At 51.2% G+C, this 19,761-nt stretch carries 20 protein-coding genes; 13 read left to right on the plus strand and 7 right to left on the minus strand.

Going from position 1 to position 19,761, the window contains the following annotated elements:
• Positions 1-219: 219 nt before the first annotated feature.
• Positions 220-2,661, minus strand: a complete 2,442-nt coding sequence (locus BZG78_RS02815) for a bifunctional aspartate kinase/homoserine dehydrogenase II (RefSeq protein WP_077660329.1) — start codon at positions 2,659-2,661, stop codon at positions 220-222.
• A 75-nt stretch (positions 2,662-2,736) separates the two neighbouring features.
• Positions 2,737-3,897 carry a cystathionine gamma-synthase gene (gene metB, locus BZG78_RS02820; protein ID WP_077660330.1) on the minus strand — a complete coding sequence of 387 codons (1,161 nt, stop codon included), beginning with the start codon at positions 3,895-3,897 and terminating at the stop codon, positions 2,737-2,739.
• A 186-nt stretch (positions 3,898-4,083) separates the two neighbouring features.
• Here metB and metJ point away from each other — a divergent pair, with 186 nt between their 5' ends.
• Complete coding sequence (gene metJ / locus BZG78_RS02825) at positions 4,084-4,401, plus strand: met regulon transcriptional regulator MetJ (RefSeq protein WP_025673335.1); 318 nt, start codon at positions 4,084-4,086, stop codon at positions 4,399-4,401.
• Positions 4,402-4,484: 83 nt separating this feature from the next.
• On the opposite strand, the gene BZG78_RS02830 is transcribed toward metJ, so the two are convergent.
• Positions 4,485-5,729 (minus strand): malic enzyme-like NAD(P)-binding protein, encoded by a 1,245-nt coding sequence (locus tag BZG78_RS02830; protein ID WP_077461535.1) that lies wholly within the window; start codon positions 5,727-5,729, stop codon positions 4,485-4,487.
• A gap of 255 nt (positions 5,730-5,984) precedes the next feature.
• Positions 5,985-6,200 (minus strand): 50S ribosomal protein L31, encoded by a 216-nt coding sequence (gene rpmE / locus BZG78_RS02835; RefSeq protein WP_077461534.1) that lies wholly within the window; start codon positions 6,198-6,200, stop codon positions 5,985-5,987.
• A gap of 217 nt (positions 6,201-6,417) precedes the next feature.
• Here rpmE and priA point away from each other — a divergent pair, with 217 nt between their 5' ends.
• The 7 genes from priA (at position 6,418) to rraA (ending at position 14,114) form a co-directional block, all read left to right on the plus strand.
• Positions 6,418-8,619 (plus strand): primosomal protein N', encoded by a 2,202-nt coding sequence (gene priA, locus BZG78_RS02840; RefSeq protein ID WP_077660331.1) that lies wholly within the window; start codon positions 6,418-6,420, stop codon positions 8,617-8,619.
• Between the two features lie 151 nt (positions 8,620-8,770).
• Positions 8,771-9,799 carry a DNA-binding transcriptional regulator CytR gene (gene cytR, locus BZG78_RS02845; protein WP_277918384.1) on the plus strand — a complete coding sequence of 343 codons (1,029 nt, stop codon included), beginning with the start codon at positions 8,771-8,773 and terminating at the stop codon, positions 9,797-9,799.
• A gap of 71 nt (positions 9,800-9,870) precedes the next feature.
• Entirely contained in the window at positions 9,871-10,431 is a 561-nt protein-coding gene (locus BZG78_RS02850) for an SPOR domain-containing protein (protein ID WP_077660333.1), read from the plus strand.
• Between the two features lie 103 nt (positions 10,432-10,534).
• Positions 10,535-11,071 carry an ATP-dependent protease subunit HslV gene (gene hslV, locus BZG78_RS02855; protein WP_077660334.1) on the plus strand — a complete coding sequence of 179 codons (537 nt, stop codon included), beginning with the start codon at positions 10,535-10,537 and terminating at the stop codon, positions 11,069-11,071.
• Between the two features lie 2 nt (positions 11,072-11,073).
• Positions 11,074-12,405 (plus strand): HslU--HslV peptidase ATPase subunit, encoded by a 1,332-nt coding sequence (gene hslU / locus BZG78_RS02860; protein WP_025744240.1) that lies wholly within the window; start codon positions 11,074-11,076, stop codon positions 12,403-12,405.
• 162 nt (positions 12,406-12,567) lie between these two features.
• Positions 12,568-13,473, plus strand: a complete 906-nt coding sequence (locus BZG78_RS02865) for a 1,4-dihydroxy-2-naphthoate polyprenyltransferase (protein ID WP_077660335.1) — start codon at positions 12,568-12,570, stop codon at positions 13,471-13,473.
• Positions 13,474-13,592: 119 nt separating this feature from the next.
• On the plus strand, positions 13,593-14,114 hold the full coding sequence (gene rraA / locus BZG78_RS02870; RefSeq protein WP_025744239.1) for a ribonuclease E activity regulator RraA: 522 nt from the start codon (positions 13,593-13,595) through the stop codon (positions 14,112-14,114).
• Positions 14,115-14,164: 50 nt separating this feature from the next.
• Here the strand turns inward: rraA and zapB are convergent, their stop codons facing one another.
• Positions 14,165-14,407, minus strand: coding sequence for a cell division protein ZapB (gene zapB / locus BZG78_RS02875; protein ID WP_025744238.1), 243 nt, complete (start codon positions 14,405-14,407; stop codon positions 14,165-14,167).
• Between the two features lie 288 nt (positions 14,408-14,695).
• Between zapB and glpX the strand changes: the two genes are divergently transcribed.
• From glpX to BZG78_RS02895, 4 genes are all read left to right on the plus strand, one after another.
• Positions 14,696-15,703: a class II fructose-bisphosphatase gene (glpX, locus tag BZG78_RS02880; RefSeq protein ID WP_077660336.1), complete on the plus strand. Its 1,008-nt coding sequence runs from the start codon at positions 14,696-14,698 to the stop codon at positions 15,701-15,703.
• 134 nt (positions 15,704-15,837) lie between these two features.
• Complete coding sequence (locus tag BZG78_RS02885) at positions 15,838-16,458, plus strand: metalloregulator ArsR/SmtB family transcription factor (protein WP_077461527.1); 621 nt, start codon at positions 15,838-15,840, stop codon at positions 16,456-16,458.
• A gap of 9 nt (positions 16,459-16,467) precedes the next feature.
• Entirely contained in the window at positions 16,468-17,211 is a 744-nt protein-coding gene (locus BZG78_RS02890) for a ferredoxin--NADP reductase (protein ID WP_025744235.1), read from the plus strand.
• A gap of 237 nt (positions 17,212-17,448) precedes the next feature.
• Positions 17,449-17,796, plus strand: a complete 348-nt coding sequence (locus tag BZG78_RS02895; protein ID WP_077577210.1) for a DUF3135 domain-containing protein — start codon at positions 17,449-17,451, stop codon at positions 17,794-17,796.
• A 14-nt stretch (positions 17,797-17,810) separates the two neighbouring features.
• On the opposite strand, the gene BZG78_RS02900 is transcribed toward BZG78_RS02895, so the two are convergent.
• Positions 17,811-18,227: a 5-carboxymethyl-2-hydroxymuconate Delta-isomerase gene (locus tag BZG78_RS02900; RefSeq protein WP_241827339.1), complete on the minus strand. Its 417-nt coding sequence runs from the start codon at positions 18,225-18,227 to the stop codon at positions 17,811-17,813.
• Positions 18,228-18,435: 208 nt separating this feature from the next.
• Between BZG78_RS02900 and tpiA the strand changes: the two genes are divergently transcribed.
• The gene (gene tpiA, locus BZG78_RS02905; RefSeq protein ID WP_077660337.1) at positions 18,436-19,203 is read left to right on the plus strand and encodes a triose-phosphate isomerase; all 768 of its coding nucleotides are present in this window, start codon (positions 18,436-18,438) and stop codon (positions 19,201-19,203) included.
• 93 nt (positions 19,204-19,296) lie between these two features.
• Here the strand turns inward: tpiA and trmL are convergent, their stop codons facing one another.
• Positions 19,297-19,758, minus strand: a complete 462-nt coding sequence (gene trmL / locus BZG78_RS02910; protein WP_077660338.1) for a tRNA (uridine(34)/cytosine(34)/5-carboxymethylaminomethyluridine(34)-2'-O)-methyltransferase TrmL — start codon at positions 19,756-19,758, stop codon at positions 19,297-19,299.
• Between the last annotated feature and the right edge of the window lie 3 nt (positions 19,759-19,761).

Raw genomic sequence — 19,761 nt, forward strand, 5'->3', positions numbered from 1 at the left:
GTCCATATGTCTAAATGTTGTCGTTATCTGGGTGAAATGTCAACGATCTCAGCCATGAAAAGAACTCATAGTATTATGAAGATAGTCAACATGCAGGAAGCCACCGAGAGCAGCAGCCAAAAGCGCGTCATATAACGTGATCTTCAGATAAAAAAAAGCTGTCTTATGTGGAGTAAGACAGCTTTCACGTTTGCGAAGATCACGTTTACTAAAAGGACATTAGTGAAGACGCCCAATTAAGCGATTCAGATCAGATTGTATCGCCCCAGCAGTGACATCCCGCCCCGCCCCCGGTCCGCGGATCACTAATGGATTTTCACGATACCATTGGCTTTCAATCGCAAACACATTATCACAGGGCAGTAGATGCGCCAGCGGATGCTCACTCGGTAAGGTTTCTAAGCTCACCTGCGCATTACCATTGGCTTCTAGACGCGCCACATAGCGCAACACGGCGCGATCTTGCTGCGCTTTTTCCAATCGCTCCTGTAAACACGCATCCATTTGATGGGCGTTATCGAGAAACGCATCTAACGACAAAGATTGCAGCGCTGGCGGTATCAGTGACTCAACCTTGACCTGCTCGGGCTCCAATGACAGGCCCGCCTCTCTTGCGAGAATCACTAATTTACGCACCACGTCGGCACCCGACAGATCGTCACGCGGATCAGGTTCAGTTAGCCCTTGCTGCCATGCCTGTTCAAGTAAAGCACTGAACGGGACCTCGCCGGTGAATTGCAAAAAAAGCCAGGATAACGTGCCGGAAAAGATCCCTGAGAGTGCGAGGATATGATCACCGCTTTCACGTAAGTCTTGAACCGCATAGTTAATCGGCAGCCCAGCGCCTACCGTGGCGTTATATAACCAATGGCGCCCCGTTTTTGCAAACGCATGTTGAATCGCATGGTATTGTTCGGCCGGTGCCGCGCCGGCTTCTTTGTTGGCGGAGATTAAATGAAAACCATGCTCGGCGAGACGCGGATAGAGAGCTGCCAGTGAGGTATTGGCAGTGACATCCAAAATCACCACATCATCATAAGGATGATTCAATAAGCGTGTTAACCATTCATCATCAAAGTATGGCGTGCCATTGTCATCAAAGTCATCCCTGATCTGCATTGGATCGATGCCAGCAAAATCTAACCATTGATTACGACTATCTACCACAGAAATCAGCGACACCTCCTTGCCATGGCGCTTTTCGAGGTGCGATTTTTGCTCGGCAAACAAGCTGAGCCAACGCGCGCCAATGTTTCCTTTTCCTACCAACACCAAGCCAATGCGACGTTGGGCTTGGAACAGCGCATCATGTAAGCTGGCCACAAGGGCAGGCGTATGCACCTGACGCAAAATCGCCACCATGCTCAGTCCAGATGCAGATTCACTGATAAACTCTACAGGCTGTGACTTCAGCTGCTGATAAAAACCATGACAGTGCACGGGATTATTGACCACGCCGGCTCCGACGGCAGCAACCATATTAAACCCTTCGCGCAGCTTCAACTCCGCGGATAGCCCGGCATCCTGGATCTGGGCCATGACCGAGGCCACGACCTCCGCCGTAAAGGCCAGTAAGATACGATACTGATCATCTTGATAATCCGTCGCCAGTGGTTGCACTTTCAGCTGAGAGAGGATACGGCTCAACTCTTGTTTAATTGCCTGAAAATCTTGCCCGCGGGCGACATCAAACTGCAATAGACACACATCATCCAAAGATGTAATGATTTTTGCCCCGCGTCCGGTAGCCAGTACACGCTCTATATGGGTCGAGCCACTGTCGGGGGCCTGGGTACAACGTAAGGTCAGATCGGTCGCACTTTGCGCCACTGGCTGTAAAGTACGGCTATGAAGCACGGGTGCCGCCAAGCGTGCCAATTCGCCTGCTTCATCCAATCGGATTAAGGGTAACAAGCAAGCATTCTCGACATGGCGTGGATCCGCACTGTATACACCGGCAACATCACTCCATATAGTCACGCGGCGGACCCCCGCTAACGCACCGAGTACCGTGGCCGAATAATCTGACCCGTTACGCCCCAAAAGCACGGTTTCCCCAGCTTGATTTTGCGCCATAAATCCCGTAATCACGACGTGAGATTGCGTGTGCTGAGAAAGTTGCTGCCGTAATAGTGGCCATGATGCGCCGCGATCGACCTCGGGTTGAGCCGCACGTTCCGCGCGTAAACAGTGGCGCGAGTCCAACATCACCGCCTGACGACACTGCTGATTAAGCAGCGCGGCTAATAAACGCGCCGACCAAACCTCTCCGAACCCTTGCACATCGGCTTGTACGCTGTCGCTCAGCGCTGTCTCCCCGAGCGACGCGAGCGTCGCGATGTCAGCAGATAAGGCATCAACCAACTGTTGTTTGTGATCACCGTTGATCAGATTTTCAATCAAGTCTTGCTGAAAGGCACGAACGCCTTGCAAGGTCTCATGCGCCAACCGGCCATCTTTGCCCAGTTGAGCGAGCCAAGCAATGAGCTGATTGGTCGTTTTCCCCGCCGCAGAGACCACAATTAAGTCGTGCGCCTTTGCATGCCCCGTCAGCACATCGACCACACGGCGATAACAATCTGGGCTCGCTAAACTGCTGCCACCAAATTTATGCAATTGGCGTTGTGATTCGGGGGCGGTGTCCATCGGTTGCGCGTGCATGGCGAGGTCTCTCTTGGTCTCAATAAATATCAATAAAGCGGCGTGCTATGACAGCAACACCTATAGCAATCGGTTTTACTGGTTAGCTAAATGGGCGAAGGCATGCGCCAAATCGGCCACTAAGTCTTCTGCGTCTTCTAGTCCAATAGAAAAACGCAACAACGTCGGGGTAATGCCAGCCTCGGCTTGCGCGTCATCACTCATCGCACGATGGGTCATTGACCCTGGATGCGTGACCAGACTTTCTACCCCGCCCAGCGACTCGGCAAGCGCAAATAAAGATAAGCCTTCAATAAAACGTGCGATCCCAGCGGAGTCCGTGTCCAGCTCGAGGCTGAGCATACTACCAAATCCAAACTGCTGACGGGCGGCAATCTCATGGCCTGGATGTGTCGCCAAACCGGGATAGTAGAGTTGCCGCACCGCAGGGACTGTTTGCAAATAGGTTAATACCGCTTGCGTATTTTGCTGATGTTGTTTAACCCGAGCGCCCAAGGTACGCAACCCTCGCAATGTCATATAACTGTCAAAGGCGTTGCCTGTCGCGCCCAAGCAGTTGCCCCACCACGCTAATGTTGCAGCCAATTCAGGCGTCTTCGCCACTACAGCGCCACCGACAATATCAGAGTGACCATTAATAAATTTAGTAGTGGAATGCACGATGATGTCCGCACCCAGTGAAAAAGGCTGTTGGAGTGCTGGCGATAAAAAGGTGTTATCGACCACCACCCATGCCCCCACTTGGTGGGCCTGTTGGCAGATTTTAGCAATATCGACCACACGCAATAGCGGATTAGAGGGTGTTTCAACTAACACCAGTTTCGGCTGTTTTGCCAGCGCAGCGGTTAACGCCTGGTGATCAGATTGATCGACAAAACTGACCTGCCAAATCCCTTGCTTGGCGCGTGACTCTAACAAGCGATAGGTACCACCATAACAGTCGTGCGGTGCAACAATATGATCCCCTGCATCCAGTAAAGACAACACCAAGTTAATGGCTGCCATCCCACAGTTCGTCACCACGGCACCGGCTCCGCCCTCCAGTTCCGTTAACGCTTGCTCTAACTGAGCTCGAGTTGGATTGCCCCCACGGGCATAATCATAAGTGGGAACGTCGCCAAAAGCAGGAAAACGATAGTTGGTTGATAAATACAAAGGCGGCACAACCGCATGATGTTGCGTGTCAGTGCCAATTCCTGTTCGAACGGCAATGGTGTCGGTTTTTTTACCTGTCATGGTTCATCCTTGCTCTTGTTGCGCTGGCACGATTTACGTGATCCAGTCGTCATCATACTACCTTACCTCTGTACTTTTAGGACGTCAACACTTCTAGACGTCTAAACACCTTTGCATGTGGCGGTTAATATAGCTAAAATCTCCGCAGCATCATTCTGGGTATTCCATAATCAAGATAGGTGAGACATGGCGCAGTGGAACGGCGATTACATTAATCCGTATGCCGAACATGGTAAAAAGAAAGAGCAGGTAAAGAAGATCACCGTCTCTATCCCACTTAAAGTATTAAAAATTCTTACTGATGAGCGCACTCGCCGTCAGGTTCATAACCTGCGTCATGCGACCAACAGTGAGCTATTGTGTGAGGCATTTTTACATGCCTATACCGGGCAGCCTCTGCCAACCGATGACGACATCCGTAAGGATAAACCCGATAGCATTCCTGCCGAGGCACGTCGGATCATGGAAGAGTTAGGTATTGAGTTTGACGACAGTGAATACTAAACAAAAAAACCGCCATCGGCGGTTTTTTTATGGTAAGACACTGTTTTCTAATTACAACATGTTTTCTTTACAGCATGTTTTCTTTACAACATATAGTTGTCTGGCATCTCAATACGGGCTACGCCGGTTTCGACGGCCGCAAGCGCCACGGCACGTGCTACCTTGGGCAGTAAACGGGCATCCATCGGCTTGGGAATGATGTAATCCGGGCCAAAACTGAGTGAAGACAAGCCCGCGGCATCCAAGACAGATTGTGGTACAGGCTCTTTCGCCAAACCACGAATCGCTTCAACGGCGGCCAACTTCATCGCATCATTAATTTCACTGGCACGCACATCTAATGCTCCCCGGAAAATAAACGGAAAACACAAGACGTTATTCACCTGATTCGGGTAATCCGAACGCCCCGTTCCAATGATCAGATCATCCCGGACTTGGTGCGCAACCTCTGGGTTAATTTCAGGATCTGGGTTTGAGCAGGCAAACACGACAGGCTTATCAGCCATCAGTTTTAATGCCTCAGGCGAGAGCAAATCCGGGCCTGATACGCCAACAAAGAGATCCGCACCTTCAATCACATCTTCGAGGGTACGCTTATCCGTGTTATTGGCAAACAACTGCTTATACTTGTTAATGTCATCACGACGGGTGTGAATCACCCCTTTGCGATCCAGCATGTAAATCTTTTCGCGCTGGGCGCCACATTTAATCAATAGCTCCATACAGGCCACCGCAGCGGCACCCGCACCGAGACACACGATGGTGGCTTCACCAATATCTTTGCCTTGCAACTCGAGCGCGTTAAGCATCCCCGCAGCAGTGACAATCGCGGTACCATGTTGATCATCATGGAAGACAGGCACTTCACAGCGTTCAATCAGCTGCTTTTCGATCTCAAAACAATCTGGGGCTTTGATATCTTCAAGGTTGATACCGCCAAAGGTGTCAGCAATATTGGCTACGGTATCAACAAACTCATCGATGGTGCGGTGTTTAACTTCAATGTCGATCGAGTCCAAGCCGGCAAAACGCTTGAACAATAACGCTTTGCCTTCCATGACAGGCTTTGACGCCATCGGCCCTAAATTCCCTAACCCCAAAATCGCGGTGCCGTTTGAGATCACCGCAACCATATTGCCTTTACCGGTATAGCGATATACGGCATCCGCATCTTGGGCTATTTCACGCACAGGTTCAGCAACGCCTGGGCTGTAGGCGAGAGCAAGATCCGCCGCTGAATCAGCAGGCTTACTGAGTTCGACAGAGATTTTTCCGGGTGTAGGGTATGCATGATAATCCAGCGCTTGCTGGCGTTTATCGTCCGACATGTCATTTTCCTAGTTATTATCGTGAAGGGGTAACCAATACCGGCAGGGAAGGATGACCGATATTAGCCAGACACTCTACAAACCACACAGGAAAGGTTTGTATAAGGGTAAAGATGGTAACGCAGCGGGGAAACGTCCACCAGTACTAACGCCGTATTCGCGATGATGCTCGGACCTGTTGTCCGAATACTAGGACGATACGATCAAAAAAAGGGACGCTGATGCGTCCCTTCTCTATATTCGGTCAATAGCTGCTTATTTTTTGCTGCTAAGGGCACCGAAACGTTTCTTAAAGCGATCAACACGGCCACCAGCATCAAGGATACGCTGCTTACCGGTGTAGAATGGGTGACATTTGTCACACACGTCTAGGTTGATGTTTTTACCTAGGGTTGTGCTGAACGCAAATTCGTTACCGCAAGAGCATTTTGCTGTGACGGCTTTGTACTCTGGATGGATACCAGCTTTCATAGGGATAACCTCATTTTAAAGGCCGTGTCGCTCTCCCGATCCTAAGCCGGGCACCACACGTCGTTAACAAATATTTTCTAAGGCGCGCAATTCTAATCAAGCCCCCTCGGTTTCGCAACTTTTTTGTGCAATCACCACGCCGCGTCACCGTACAACAAGGCTTTGCCAACCGAAGGCGAACCGTTACACTGAGCCCCCTTCTGGTCAATAAGATGTTGTGATGGAACAGTTTGCTCAGGTGGCCCTACCGGTCCCGTTAGCGAAAACTTTTGATTACCGAATCGGTGAGAATCAACACCCCATCATCGGTGGGCGGGTAAAAGTGCCCTTTGGCCGCCAGCACAAGGTTGGCATTGTCACCGGCTTATCCGCAACCGCCAGTGTGGACGCGAGCCAACTCAAGGTGCTCGATGCCGTATTGGATACCCAACCGGTTTGGACGCCCGGCGTCTATCATTTACTCCACTGGGCAAGCCGCTTTTATCATCATCCGCTAGGGGATGCGATGGGCGCTGTGATGCCAACCCTGCTTCGAAAAGGACGCCCTGCGGCATTACAACAGCAAAAATGGTGGCAAATTACCGAGTCAGGACAAAACCAACCCCTCTCGGGCCTGAGCCGTGCCCCTAAACAAGCTCGGGTATTGCAGTTGCTCACACACGGCCCTGCCACCCATGCCGACTTGATCGAACAAGACATCGGCGCACCAGTGCTAAAAACCCTGGCCGAAAAAGGTTGGATAGCCCCCTACACACCACCGCTAAACGCTCAAGCCTGGCAACCGCATTTTGCCGTCACCGAAGACAAACCGGCACTCAACCATGAACAGGCGATGGCGGTTGCCACCATCAATGCCAATGACGGCTTTGCTTGTGCTTTACTCGAGGGGATCACCGGTTCAGGGAAGACAGAGGTCTACCTAAACGTGCTCGAACCTGTGCTTGCTCGCGGTGAACAAGCCTTAATTTTGGTACCAGAAATCGGCCTCACCCCACAAACCATTCGCCGGTTTGAGCGCCGCTTTCATGTCCCGGTAACCGTGATGCATTCAGGCTTAAATGATAACGATCGACTAAAAGCCTGGTTGGCCGCGCGCGAGAATCAAGCAGCAATCGTCATTGGTACACGGTCTGCCCTGTTCACGCCGATGGCTAATTTAGGCATCATCATTATTGACGAAGAGCATGACCCCTCGTATAAACAGCAAGATAGCTTTCGTTATCATGCCCGAGACTTAGCGGTTATGCGTGGTCATGAAGAAAAAGTGCCGGTAATACTCGGTTCTGCCACCCCCTCTTTGGAAAGCTTGTATAACGCAAAAACCGGTAAATATCAGTACCTCAAGCTGACTCAGCGTCCAGGAAATGCGGTGACCGCACGTCAGGGAATACTCGATATTAAGGGCCATTACCTCGACGCTGGATTATCCGCGCCGCTGATCGCCGAAATGCGCCAGCACCTGCAACAAGGTAATCAGGTCATGTTGTTTTTAAATCGCCGTGGCTATGCGCCCGCCATGATGTGCCATGAGTGTGGCTGGCTCGCGAATTGTCAACGTTGTGATGCTTACTACACCCTTCACCAGCAACAGCAAGAATTGCGTTGTCATCATTGTGGCCACCAAAAACCCGTTCCGCACCAGTGTCACGATTGTGGCTCCACCCAGTTAATCAGTGTCGGCGTGGGCACCGAGCAGCTTGAAAGCCAGTTGGGCGAGCTCTTTCCTGAGTATAAAACCGTGCGTATTGATCGCGACAATACCCGCCGTAAGGGCAGCTTGGAAACCTACCTTAATGGCATAGAAAAGGGCGAATATCAGATTCTACTGGGCACACAAATGCTCGCTAAGGGCCATCATTTTCCCAATGTCACCCTAGTGGCGTTAGTTGATGTCGACGGTGCCTTGTTTAGTAACGACTTTCGCGCGCCTGAACGGTTGGCGCAACTGATGGTGCAAGTCGCCGGCCGCGCCGGTCGCGCCAGCAAGCCAGGGACGGTGCTATTACAAACGCACCATCCCGAGCATAGCCTGATCCAATCGCTGGTGCACAAAGGCTATCAAGCCTTTGCGGAGTCGGCGCTCACTGAACGCCGCCAAGCTTGGCTTCCGCCCTATACGTTCTTAAGTTTATTTCGCGCCGAAGGCCATGAAGAAAACAGTGTGCAGCAGTTTTTACAACAAGTACGTCAAACGCTCGCTGCCTCCCCCATTCAACACGATGAAAGCCATATCATGGGCCCTATGCCCGCAGCGATGGCCAAACGCGCGGGCCGTTATCGCTGGCAATTATTAATCCAAGCCCCAAGTCGAAAAGTGATGCAGCAGTGGCTAACGGTGGCTCTTCCTGCAATTCATCAATTACTCCTTTCGCGCAAAGTACGTTGGTCTTTAGATGTCGAGCCGCAAGACCTTTCTTAATACTCCCTTGCCGTAAGTCGACACAAGTCACACTTTCATTGCAATAAGTGTTAGCTTGTCCGTGTTTAAATTGGACAAGCATAGGTAAAATAGGGCCGCAATTGGCTAAGAAAACAGGTCAGATGAGCTAATAACTGTTTGATCTCACAATATAGATAACAAGAGGACTGTCATTATGGCGACAATGAAGGACGTTGCCCACATTGCCGGTGTATCCACAGCAACGGTATCGCGCGCGCTGATGAACCCAGAGAAGGTGTCAGCCAGCACGCGTAAAAAAGTTGAACATGCTGTGGTTGAAGCTGGTTATTCCCCTAATTCACTTGCGCGTAACTTGCGTCGCAATGAATCAAAAACCATCGTCGCTATTGTACCGGACATTTGTGATCCCTACTTCAGTGAGATTATTCGCGGCATTGAAGAAGCCGCCATGGAGCATGGCTACCTGGTTCTACTGGGTGACAGTGCCCAGCAACACCACCGTGAAAATTCATTCGTCAATCTGGTGTTTACTAAACAAGCGGATGGCATGCTGCTGCTTGGCTCCGACGTCCCTTTTGATGTCAGCAAGCCTGAGCAAAAAAACTTACCGCCACTGGTCATGGCCTGTGAATATGCGCCCGATCTGGAATTACCGACGGTTCATATCGATAACCTTACCGCTGCCTTTGAAGCGGTTAATTATCTCACCCAAGTCGGCCATACTCGGATTGCTAACATTACCGGCGTGCCGGAGACAGCATTAACGCAGTTCCGCTCACAAGGGTATCAGCAAGCGTTACATCGAGCGGGGATCACCATCAATCCAGCGTATAGCGTCGTCGGTGACTTTAGTTTTGCCTCCGGAGCGCGTGCCATCACCAACTTGCTCTCACTGCCTGAGCCACCCACTGCGGTATTCTGTCACTGCGATGTCATGGCCGTCGGCGCGATGCAACAAGCGAAACGTTTAGGCATGCGGGTCCCGCAAGATATCTCCATTGTTGGCTTTGATGATATCCAATTCGCCGAGTATTGCGATCCACCACTCACGACCGTTTCGCAGCCTCGCTATGACATTGGCCGCCAAGCCATGTTGATGCTGCTAAACACGTTACAAGGACGAGAAGTGAACCCCGGCTCCCGGCTTTTGGACGCCAAGCTGGTGATCCGTGAGAGTGTCGCCCCTCCGTCTCGGTAGTAAGACTAGTCAGCACGGGCTCAAGCCAGTAATATGAGCCCTTTACTGGCTTCTTAATTTGATTATTTGCTGTGGCAACTCGTGATTACGTTAAACGTGGTAAAGCGCCGCGTAAAAAAAATACTCGCCGCCAACCGACCAAGACGCGGGCTGGATTCCCATTTAAATGGGCGCTGCTTGCTGTCGTCTTAGTGGGTGCGTTTGCTTATGGCCTGTATTGGTTGAGCAAAACCGATACACCGACACCCCCTTCTCCCCCCGTGTCTCACACGCAACCGGCCACGCAAAGCCAGGTAGAAAGTCTACCGAAAAAACCCAAAGAAAAGTGGAGTTACATCGAAGAGCTGGAGAGTAAAGAAGTGGAAGTGAAAGCCAAAGCGCTGCCACAATCGACCCGTCCTTACCTCATGCAATGCGGTGCTTACCGTAGCCAGGGGCAGGCTAATGAGCGTAAAGCGATCATTGCGTTTCAAGGGCTAGAAAGCCAAATCAAGATAAGCCAAGGGGAAAAAGGCACTTGGCACCGAGTTGTACTAGGGCCCTACACGCACAAACGTCAGGCAGAGCGTGACCGGAACATGCTCCAACGAGCAGGCATCGAGCCTTGTGCTATTTGGTACTGGGAATGGTGAGGCGGGAAAGTATGACCCTCTCCCCTTGAAAAGTCAGCGTCAAAACCCAACCATCTAGATTAATCACCCATCTGGTGCACCAGACACAAACAAAGAGGTTCCCGTGACTACAATCGTCTCCGTCCGTCGCGAAGGTAAAGTGGTTATTGCTGGCGATGGTCAAGTATCGCTCGGCAATACCGTAATGAAAGGTAATGCGCGAAAAGTTCGTCGCTTGTATAACGGCCAAGTACTTGCTGGTTTTGCTGGCGGTACCGCAGATGCCTTTACCTTATTTGAGCGCTTTGAGCGTAAGCTTGAGCTCCACCAAGGGCACCTAACCAAAGCAGCCGTTGAGCTTGCCAAAGAATGGCGAACCGATCGCGCGCTGCGTCGCCTTGAAGCCCTACTGGCTGTCGCGGATGAAACCGCTTCCTTAATCATTACCGGTAATGGTGATGTGGTTGAGCCCGAGCGCGATCTAATTGCTATTGGCTCAGGCGGTAACTATGCGCAAGCCGCCGCCATTGCCATGTTAGAAAACACCGAGTTAGACGCCCGCGAGATTGCAGAGAAAGCGCTAACCATCGCCGGTGATATATGTGTGTTTACAAACCAACAACACACGGTTGAAGAACTCGAGAGTAATAAACAGGATTAGTGATGTCTGAAATGACTCCACGCGAAATCGTGCACGAACTTGACCGCCATATTATTGGTCAAGACAATGCCAAACGTGCGGTGGCGATCGCACTGCGAAACCGCTGGCGCCGTATGCAACTGCCAGAAGACTTGCGTGCGGAAGTGACCCCGAAAAACATCTTGATGATTGGCCCCACCGGTGTCGGTAAAACCGAAATTGCACGTCGTCTTGCGCGATTAGCTAATGCGCCTTTTATTAAGGTAGAAGCGACCAAATTCACCGAAGTCGGCTATGTGGGTAAAGAAGTCGAAACCATTATTCGTGATCTTGCGGATGTGGCGATGAATCTGACCCAGCAGCAGGCGATGGAAAAAGTCAAATTCCGCGCCGAAGAACAAGCGGAAGATCGTATCCTCGACATCTTGCTGCCTCCAGCGCGTGATGCATGGGGCCAAAACGAAGCGACCCAAGAAGATTCGTCAACACGCCAAAGCTTCCGTAAAAAATTACGCGAAGGTAAACTTGACGACAAAGAAGTGGAAGTCGATGTTGCGGCGCCGCAAATGGGCGTAGAAATCATGTCACCACCGGGCATGGAAGAAATGACCAATCAGCTGCAAGGGATGTTCCAAAACCTTGCCGGCAACAGCACTAAAAAGCGTAAGATGAAAATCAAAGACGCAATGAAGGCGCTGACCGAAGAAGAAGCGGCTAAGCTGGTCAATCAAGAAGAAATCAAAGAGCAAGCCATCCACATGGTGGAAAACAATGGCATCGTGTTCGTGGATGAAATCGATAAGATTTGTAAGTCGGGTAACACCAGTGGTGGCGATGTATCACGTGAAGGTGTACAGCGTGATCTCTTACCGTTAGTTGAAGGCAGTACGGTCTCAACCAAGCATGGCATGATCAAAACCGATCATATCCTGTTTATTGCCTCTGGTGCATTTCAGGTCTCACGTCCGTCAGACTTGATCCCGGAACTACAAGGCCGTCTCCCGATCCGCGTCGAGCTAGAAGCATTGTCAACCAATGACTTCAAACGGATTCTTACCGAGCCGAACGCCTCACTGACCCAGCAATACTCGGCACTACTCAAAACCGAGGAGATTGACTTGAGCTTTGAGCCAAGCGGTATTGATGAGCTGGCTTCCGCGGCGTGGCGAGTCAATGAGAAAACCGAAAACATCGGTGCGCGTCGTCTGCATACCTTGATGGAGCGACTGATGGAAGATGTCTCATACGAAGCCAGTGAACGCGCCGGTCAACAGGTTGTGGTTGACGCAGAATACGTCCGTAGCCACCTCGAAGAGCTGGTAGATGACGAAGACTTAAGTCGGTTTATCCTGTAGTCACGACACGTCAACTATCGAACTTAGGGCAGCAAACGCTGCCCTTTTTGCATCAAAACTTGAGCTGGCGCAATAGGAAGCAGGATTTCAGTCGCGAACTCGTTACTCCTTGTGCTGCTTGCGTAATAATAGCGACATCGTTTTTTCGTCTCGAGGATCGCTATGCTGCACCCTACGCTCGCTATTTGGCTTGATGCTGCGCGACCCAAAACGCTGCCTTTGGCCGTGACATCCATTTTATCAGGGAGTGCGGTCGCCGCAGCGCAAGGCAACCTCTCTTGGTCTATCAGTGTCATGGCGCTGATCACCGCTTTATTCTTACAAATCCTCTCTAATCTTGCTAATGACTACGGGGATGCGATAAAAGGCACGGACAACATGACTCGTTTAGGTCCGATGCGTGCCATCCAATCGGGCAAAGTGAGCCTCGCCACCATGCGCCGCGCCCTGGCCTTCAATATTGCCCTCACCGTGTTAAGTGGCGGCGGACTGATCGCGATTGCCTGCCAACAGCCCACCGATATTATTAGCTTTTTATTGCTCGGCCTGATGGCCATCGTCGCTTCGATCACCTATACCGTCGGCAATAAACCTTACGGCTATCGAGGCCTCGGTGATTTATCGGTGCTGATGTTTTTTGGTTGGCTAGGCGTCGCCGGGACCTACTATTTGCAAGTTGGACAGATTGACTCGCTAGTGATCTTGCCTGCGACAGCATGCGGATTGCTGGCTGTCGGCGTGCTCAACATCAACAACTTACGAGACATTGATAATGATCGTGCTTGTGGCAAACACACCCTGGTCGTGCGCTTGGGTCCCGAGCGAGGCCGGCAGTACCATGTCATCCTACTTGCCGGTGCGATTGTTTGTTACTCATTATTTGCCGCGTTGACCTTACAAGCTTGGCTGGGATGGTTGTTCTTGGCGAGTGTGCCCTTATTGGTTCGCCACGGACGCGAAGTCTATCAAACGGCGAATGCGAACGCGCTTCGGCCAATGATGGGCAACATGGTGCGCTGCGCCTTAGTGACTAATGGGCTATTTATGACTGGGATGCTGTTAGTCTAATAAAGACACAGATTAGCCGCTTTGTCATTGCAAACCCTTATTGCCCCGTTATACTTGGACTTGCCATGTTGGCAGCGCAAGCTTGCCAGCCTTTTTCTGCCTCAACAAGAAGTTAGACTATGGAATACAATACCTCGGAACTATGCGACATGTACCTCGACCAAGTGGATGTCGTGGAGCCAATGTTTAGCTCTTATGGGGGCCGCAGCTCGTTTGGTGGCCAAATTACCACGGTAAAATGCTTCGAAGATACAGGCTTAATTCGCGAGATGGCCGAGCAAGACGGCGAGCAGCGAATTATGTTGATCGATGGCGGTGGCTCGTTACGTCGCGCCTTAATTGATGGCGAGATTGCACAGCTCGCGGCAGATAACGACTGGGCTGGCATGATTGTCTATGGCTGCGTGCGCGACGTGGATACCATCGATGAAATCGACATAGGTATCCAGGCCTTGGCCTCTATCCCTGTGGGCGCTGATGAACAAGGTACCGGTGAAACCGACGTCCCCGTGAACTTTGGCGGCGTCACCTTTTTGCCGGATGACCATGTCTATGCGGACACCACTGGCGTCATCTTATCGCCGGATCCGCTCAGCATCACTGAAGTCGACGAAGAAGACGATGATCTCGACGAGGATTAGTAGCGTAAGTTGACCGATAAAAAACAGAGCCCATCGGCTCTGTTTTTGGTTTATTCAACGCTCTCGATCTTACCGAGTAAGCTACGGATACGATTCTGCCAAGCTTCTTGCTCTTCTTTTAACTTGGCGTTTTCTTGCGCTAATTGCTCACGGCTTTCTTTTTCAGCCACTGCATCTTGCTCCAGCGACCCGTTCTTTTCTTTGAGCTCTTCGATTTCCATTTGTAGCAGCGAAATCGTATCCACCGCCATTTGTACTTTAGCTTCGAGTTGTTCTAATACTTCCAATGACATCAAGGCCACCTTATTTCTGACGATTGATCCCGTTACTGCTTATCCGGCAGTAACCCGTGCAACAGGTGTGCACCCCGACTTTATTGTACTCAGGTGGTGTCAGACTGCCACTATTCTCACTACCTATGCATGGACAAGTGCGCAAAAATGCAGCGACTTCGCCAACTATCGCACTGCGAAGATAAAAATCACCGCCGCACTCGTCACGCAAACGTTTTCTATTTCTGGTAAACTGCGCGCAAATTAGGCTAACGCCTGTCTTAATGTGGCTGACATTCCGGAGTACTCATGAAACGTGATCTCGCATTGGCTTTTTCTCGCGTCACCGAAGGCGCCGCTCTCGCGGGTTATAAGTGGTTGGGAAGAGGGGACAAAAACGCAGCCGATGGCGCAGCGGTTGAGGTAATGCGTACCTTGCTAAACCTGACCGAGATTGACGGTGAAGTCGTCATCGGTGAAGGGGAAATCGACGATGCCCCCATGCTATATATTGGCGAGCAAGTCGGCTTGGGCGGTGAAGCGGTTGATATTGCCGTTGATCCGATTGAAGGCACACGCATGACAGCAATGGGTCAGGCCAATGCCTTGGCAGTGCTGGCCGCTGGAGAAAAGGGCAGCTTTTTAAAAGCGCCAGATATGTACATGGAAAAATTAGTGGTGGGGCCTGGCGCCAAAGGTGTGATTGACCTCAATAAGCCCCTGCTTGAAAACCTCAAGAATGTCGCCATTGCGCTCGGAAAAACCCTCGACACCCTCGTCGTCGCCACCTTAGCAAAACCTCGTCATGATGCCATTATTGCCAGTATGCAAGCGCAAGGGATCCGAGTATTCGCCTTTCCAGATGGTGATGTAGCTGCTTCTATTCTAACCTGCATGCCAGAAAGTGAAGTGGATGTCATGGTTGGGATCGGCGGGGCGCCAGAGGGGGTCGTCTCTGCGGCCGTGATCCGTGCACTAGGCGGGGACATGCAAGGCCGTTTGCTCCCTCGACACGATGTGAAAGGTGACACCCCAGAAAACCGTGTTTACGGAGAGCAAGAGCTGGCCCGGTGTCAACAAATGGGGATTCAAGCCCACCAAGTCCTCACGCTGTCACAGATGGCCAGTAGCGATAATGTTGTCTTCGCCGCGACCGGCATCACCAAAGGCGACCTACTTGATGGGATCAGCCGACAGGGCGAGCTGGCCACGACAGAAACCCTGGTGGTACGTGGCCAATGTCGGACCATTCGCCGTATTCGCTCGACCCACTATTTAAGCCGTAAAGATGAAGCGATCAAACCGCACATCTTATAATCTTCACATTGATGAGTGCAGCCTCTGACTGGTCAAATCCATTGATTTCGATTACCCTTTTATAAATACTTTACTTTATTTAATTGTGAGTATGCGTTCGCACATTTGCAATTGGGGTAATCGAGGTCCGGACGATGAAATCCACTGACCGCATTTTAGACACCATAAAGCGCGAAGGCCGTGTCAGTGCAAAAGTCTTAGCGGATAACCTGAATATGACCACCATGGGCGTGCGTCAGCATTTACAAAGCCTTGAGCGTGATGGCTTGGTGGATTTTGAAGATATCCGCGCCAAAGTTGGCCGGCCCACTCGCCACTGGTCTTTAACCGCCACCGGACACCGACGGTTTGCGGATAGTCATCATGATTTATCCGTCACCTTGATCGATTCGGTGCAAGAGGTTTTTGGCGACCAAGGGGTCGCAAAAGTGATCGCCCAACGTGAAGCGGCCACCTTCGCCCAATACCAAGATGCGCTCAAAGATTGCGATAATTTAGAGGCTAAATTGCAAACCTTGGCGTATCTTAGAGAGAGCGAGGGGTATATGGCTGAGCTCCATCGAGACGGCGCTGACTATATGTTGATTGAACATCACTGCCCTATCTGTCAAGCAGCGAAAACCTGTCCTGCGCTATGTCGCTCAGAAATCCAGTTATTTCGACACTTACTGGGCGACCGCTATCGGGTGGAACGTGAAGAACACATTGTTTCAGGACAGCATCGCTGCACTTATCGCATTGGAGATAAAACGTGAGGAGGTAATATGGCCACTTGGATCAAGGCTGATGTCGTGGAGAACCAACATTGGACGAAGGATCTCTTCAGCCTGGTGTTATCCGCCCCTGTCGCGCCCTTTACGGCAGGCCAATTCACAAAGCTAGGGATGGAGATCGATGGCAAACTGATCCAGCGCGCCTATTCGTTTGTGAATCCTCCACAAAGTAAATACTTAGAAGTGTATGCGACACGTGTGGCTGACGGCCTAATGTCACCACGCCTTCACGCGCTCGAGCCGGGTGATAACGTGATGATTACCCAAGATCCAGCCGGCTACTTTACTCTAGATGAAGTACCACAAGGTCAACACCTTTGGATGTTTGCCACGGGGACAGCCATCGGCCCTTATATTTCGCTGATGGAGCAAGGCGATGTCTGGTCACGTTTTCGCAAAATTATCTTGGTCCATGCGGTACGTTTTGCTGCCGATTTAACCTATCAAGCACGCATTAACGCACTGGCAGAAAAATACCCTGACCAACTGGTGGTTCAGCCTTTTGTTAGTCGCGAACCTATAGCTGGCGCCTTATCAGGTAGGGTAACACACGCGCTCGAAGACGGATTGCTCGAACGCGTGGTTGGTCTGCCTCTGACCTCCGAGCACAGCCAGGTGATGTTATGTGGCAACCCAGCCATGGTAAAAGAAGTGAAAACACTGCTGGAAGGAAAAGGCCTCAGTAAAAACTTACGCCGCAAGCCCGGGAATGTGACCACTGAGCATTACTGGTAATTCCTCCCCCTGCTTTGCTGATACGCATACGGTAAAGCGGGGCATTTTTATCCACAAAAATAACCCCAGAAAAACGACGTTGATTCAATTAATTACTCAATACGTCGTCCACCTCTCTATCCACGGCGCCAGCTTAGCCAGACAGCGCAAGTTTGATCCCTGGCAAACCTCGACTCATAGTTACTTTAACGCTTTGGTAACATGGCCACGCGGCCGACGACGCGTAAGGAGTATGCGATGAAGACCCTTCCTTCTTTTGATGAGTTAGCGGCGTTGGCCCAGACTGACCCTCGTGCGCTAGAAACATTACGGCTTAAGATGAGCGAAGAGGTGATCGCCAATGCGTCCCACGCCACTCAGCCACAGCTCCATGCCATGTTAAGCCATATTAATCGTATGATTGATCATGGTAAAAATCCATTACACGTCAACATGATGCTCTTCCAAGCACTGACTCGTCAGTATTCGCGCTTTTCGACTGCGTTTACCAACCCAGACGCCTTGCGCAGCCACCAAGCGGACATCATGGAATTTAAAGTGGGACAAACAGCCAACGCCCCCACATCGCCAACTCAATCGAGATAAACCGGATTAAACCCCTATAGTGCATGATTGGGGCCGACCCACTTGCGATAACTGGTGGTATCCATGTCACGGACTTCCACCGTTAGGCTGGTGACATGGCCTGCATGCTCACGCAGCGGCCCGGTTAATGCGTCACTGATTTGCTGTTTTTGTTGATCACTGCGTCCAGCCAGTAAGCGAAACTCGACATGCACAAACTCACCGCGATCGGCTTGCGCGCCGACACGCCAAACGGCGCATGGAACAGCGCGAGATTTCAGCGCGTCAGGGTCAAAACAATCGGTCGCGATCGCCGCTTGGTGCAGATCATCCACCAGCTGATCAATGTTCACACGCTCTGCTAACGCGTCGGTGTATTCCATCACCAAATGAGGCATTGTTTCACTCCGTTGAAAACACAAACCTGCATCATGCCGCAAGATAGTCGCCATCACGAGCACCTCTGTCACACTTTGGCCGCCCCATTGACGCAATAATGATGAAATTTTACTACCTGAAGGTTCCCTTTTGCCCGCAAAACGGGTAAAAACGAGGACATTCTCGCCATTCTATGATTTTAAACAGAGAAGGCCGCGCTACAATAGACTACCTTCTTTACATCTTTTGACTTCAAATCAACTAAACCGCGGAGGAACTCCTATGCGCCGTCCATTGGTAATGGGTAACTGGAAACTCAATGGCAGCAAAGCCATGGTCACTGAACTGCTTAACGGCCTTAATGCTGAACTCAAAGACGTTGAAGGCGTTGACGTTGCCGTCGCACCACCGGTGATGTATCTGGCACAAGCCGAACAACTGCTGGCTGACAGCGCCATTAAGTTGGGTGCGCAAAACGTTGATACCAACAATAGCGGTGCATTCACCGGTGATATCTCTGCCGACATGCTGAAAGATTTTGGTGCAACCCATATTATTATCGGCCACTCAGAGCGCCGTGAATATCACCAAGAATCTGACGAGTTTGTGGCGAAAAAATTCGCTTTCTTGAAAGAAAATGGCCTCACACCAGTACTTTGTATCGGTGAGTCTGACGCACAAAACGAAGCGGGCGAAACCCTGGCGGTGTGTTCTCGCCAGCTTGACGCTGTGATCCAATCTCAAGGCGTTGAGGCGCTAAACGGTGCGATCATTGCTTATGAGCCAATCTGGGCAATCGGCACCGGTAAAGCGGCAACCGCTCAGCAAGCGCAAGACATTCATGCTGCCATCCGTAAGCACATTGCGTCTTACAGCGAAGACGTCGCAAGCAATGTGGTCATCCAGTACGGCGGTTCGGTCAAAGCTGGAAATGCCGCAGAGCTGTTCGCGATGCCGGATATCGACGGCGCCTTGGTTGGCGGTGCCGCGCTTGACGCTGCAGGCTTTGCTGCAATCGCGAAAGCCGCCGGTGAAGCGAAAAAAGCGTAATTCGTTGTGCGGTTAAATAGCCAATAGCAACGCGCTCGCGAATAAAAACGCCCCCTATTGGTAGGGGGCGTTTTTTGTCTGTCAGTCTGTTCGCTATGCGCCTTCAAAACCTAACTGACGCCAGGCTTCGTAGCCAATAATTGCCACTGCATTGGATAAGTTGAGGCTGCGTGCATCTGGCTGCATCGGGATACGCAAACGCTGCGTGTCCGGCAGTGCCTGAATAAGATCCTGCGGTAGCCCCCGTGTTTCAGGGCCAAACAACAGCACGTCGCTAGGCGCAAATGTTGCCTGAGTATGATATTGCGTCGCTTTGGTTGTACAAGCAAAGATCCGACGTCCCGCCATGGCATCAATGAAGGCGGCATAATTCGCATGTCGCGTCACCCGCGCCAAGTCATGATAATCCAACCCCGCACGGCGTACCTTCTTTTCTTCCAAATCGAAGCCTAACGGCTCAATCAAGTGCAAGTTAGCGCCACAGTTAGCACATAATCGAATAATATTGCCCGTATTAGGCGCAATTTCTGGCTCATAAAGCGCAATGTCAAACATGGT

The organism is Salinivibrio sp. MA351, assembly GCF_001996065.1.
Taxonomy (GTDB): Bacteria; Pseudomonadota; Gammaproteobacteria; order Enterobacterales; family Vibrionaceae; genus Salinivibrio; species Salinivibrio costicola.

Coding starts and splice junctions, on each gene's coding strand:
- BZG78_RS02815 (WP_077660329.1), bottom strand. CDS start 2,661: ATGCACGCGCAACCGATGGACACCGCCCCCGAATCACAACGCCAATTG.
- metB (WP_077660330.1), bottom strand. CDS start 3,897: ATGACAGGTAAAAAAACCGACACCATTGCCGTTCGAACAGGAATTGGC.
- metJ (WP_025673335.1), top strand. CDS start 4,084: ATGGCGCAGTGGAACGGCGATTACATTAATCCGTATGCCGAACATGGT.
- BZG78_RS02830 (WP_077461535.1), bottom strand. CDS start 5,729: ATGTCGGACGATAAACGCCAGCAAGCGCTGGATTATCATGCATACCCT.
- rpmE (WP_077461534.1), bottom strand. CDS start 6,200: ATGAAAGCTGGTATCCATCCAGAGTACAAAGCCGTCACAGCAAAATGC.
- hslU (WP_025744240.1), top strand. CDS start 11,074: ATGTCTGAAATGACTCCACGCGAAATCGTGCACGAACTTGACCGCCAT.
- BZG78_RS02865 (WP_077660335.1), top strand. CDS start 12,568: ATGCTGCACCCTACGCTCGCTATTTGGCTTGATGCTGCGCGACCCAAA.
- rraA (WP_025744239.1), top strand. CDS start 13,593: ATGGAATACAATACCTCGGAACTATGCGACATGTACCTCGACCAAGTG.
- zapB (WP_025744238.1), bottom strand. CDS start 14,407: ATGTCATTGGAAGTATTAGAACAACTCGAAGCTAAAGTACAAATGGCG.
- glpX (WP_077660336.1), top strand. CDS start 14,696: ATGAAACGTGATCTCGCATTGGCTTTTTCTCGCGTCACCGAAGGCGCC.
- BZG78_RS02885 (WP_077461527.1), top strand. CDS start 15,838: ATGAAATCCACTGACCGCATTTTAGACACCATAAAGCGCGAAGGCCGT.
- BZG78_RS02890 (WP_025744235.1), top strand. CDS start 16,468: ATGGCCACTTGGATCAAGGCTGATGTCGTGGAGAACCAACATTGGACG.
- BZG78_RS02895 (WP_077577210.1), top strand. CDS start 17,449: ATGAAGACCCTTCCTTCTTTTGATGAGTTAGCGGCGTTGGCCCAGACT.
- BZG78_RS02900 (WP_241827339.1), bottom strand. CDS start 18,227: ATGGCGACTATCTTGCGGCATGATGCAGGTTTGTGTTTTCAACGGAGT.
- tpiA (WP_077660337.1), top strand. CDS start 18,436: ATGCGCCGTCCATTGGTAATGGGTAACTGGAAACTCAATGGCAGCAAA.
- trmL (WP_077660338.1), bottom strand. CDS start 19,758: ATGTTTGACATTGCGCTTTATGAGCCAGAAATTGCGCCTAATACGGGC.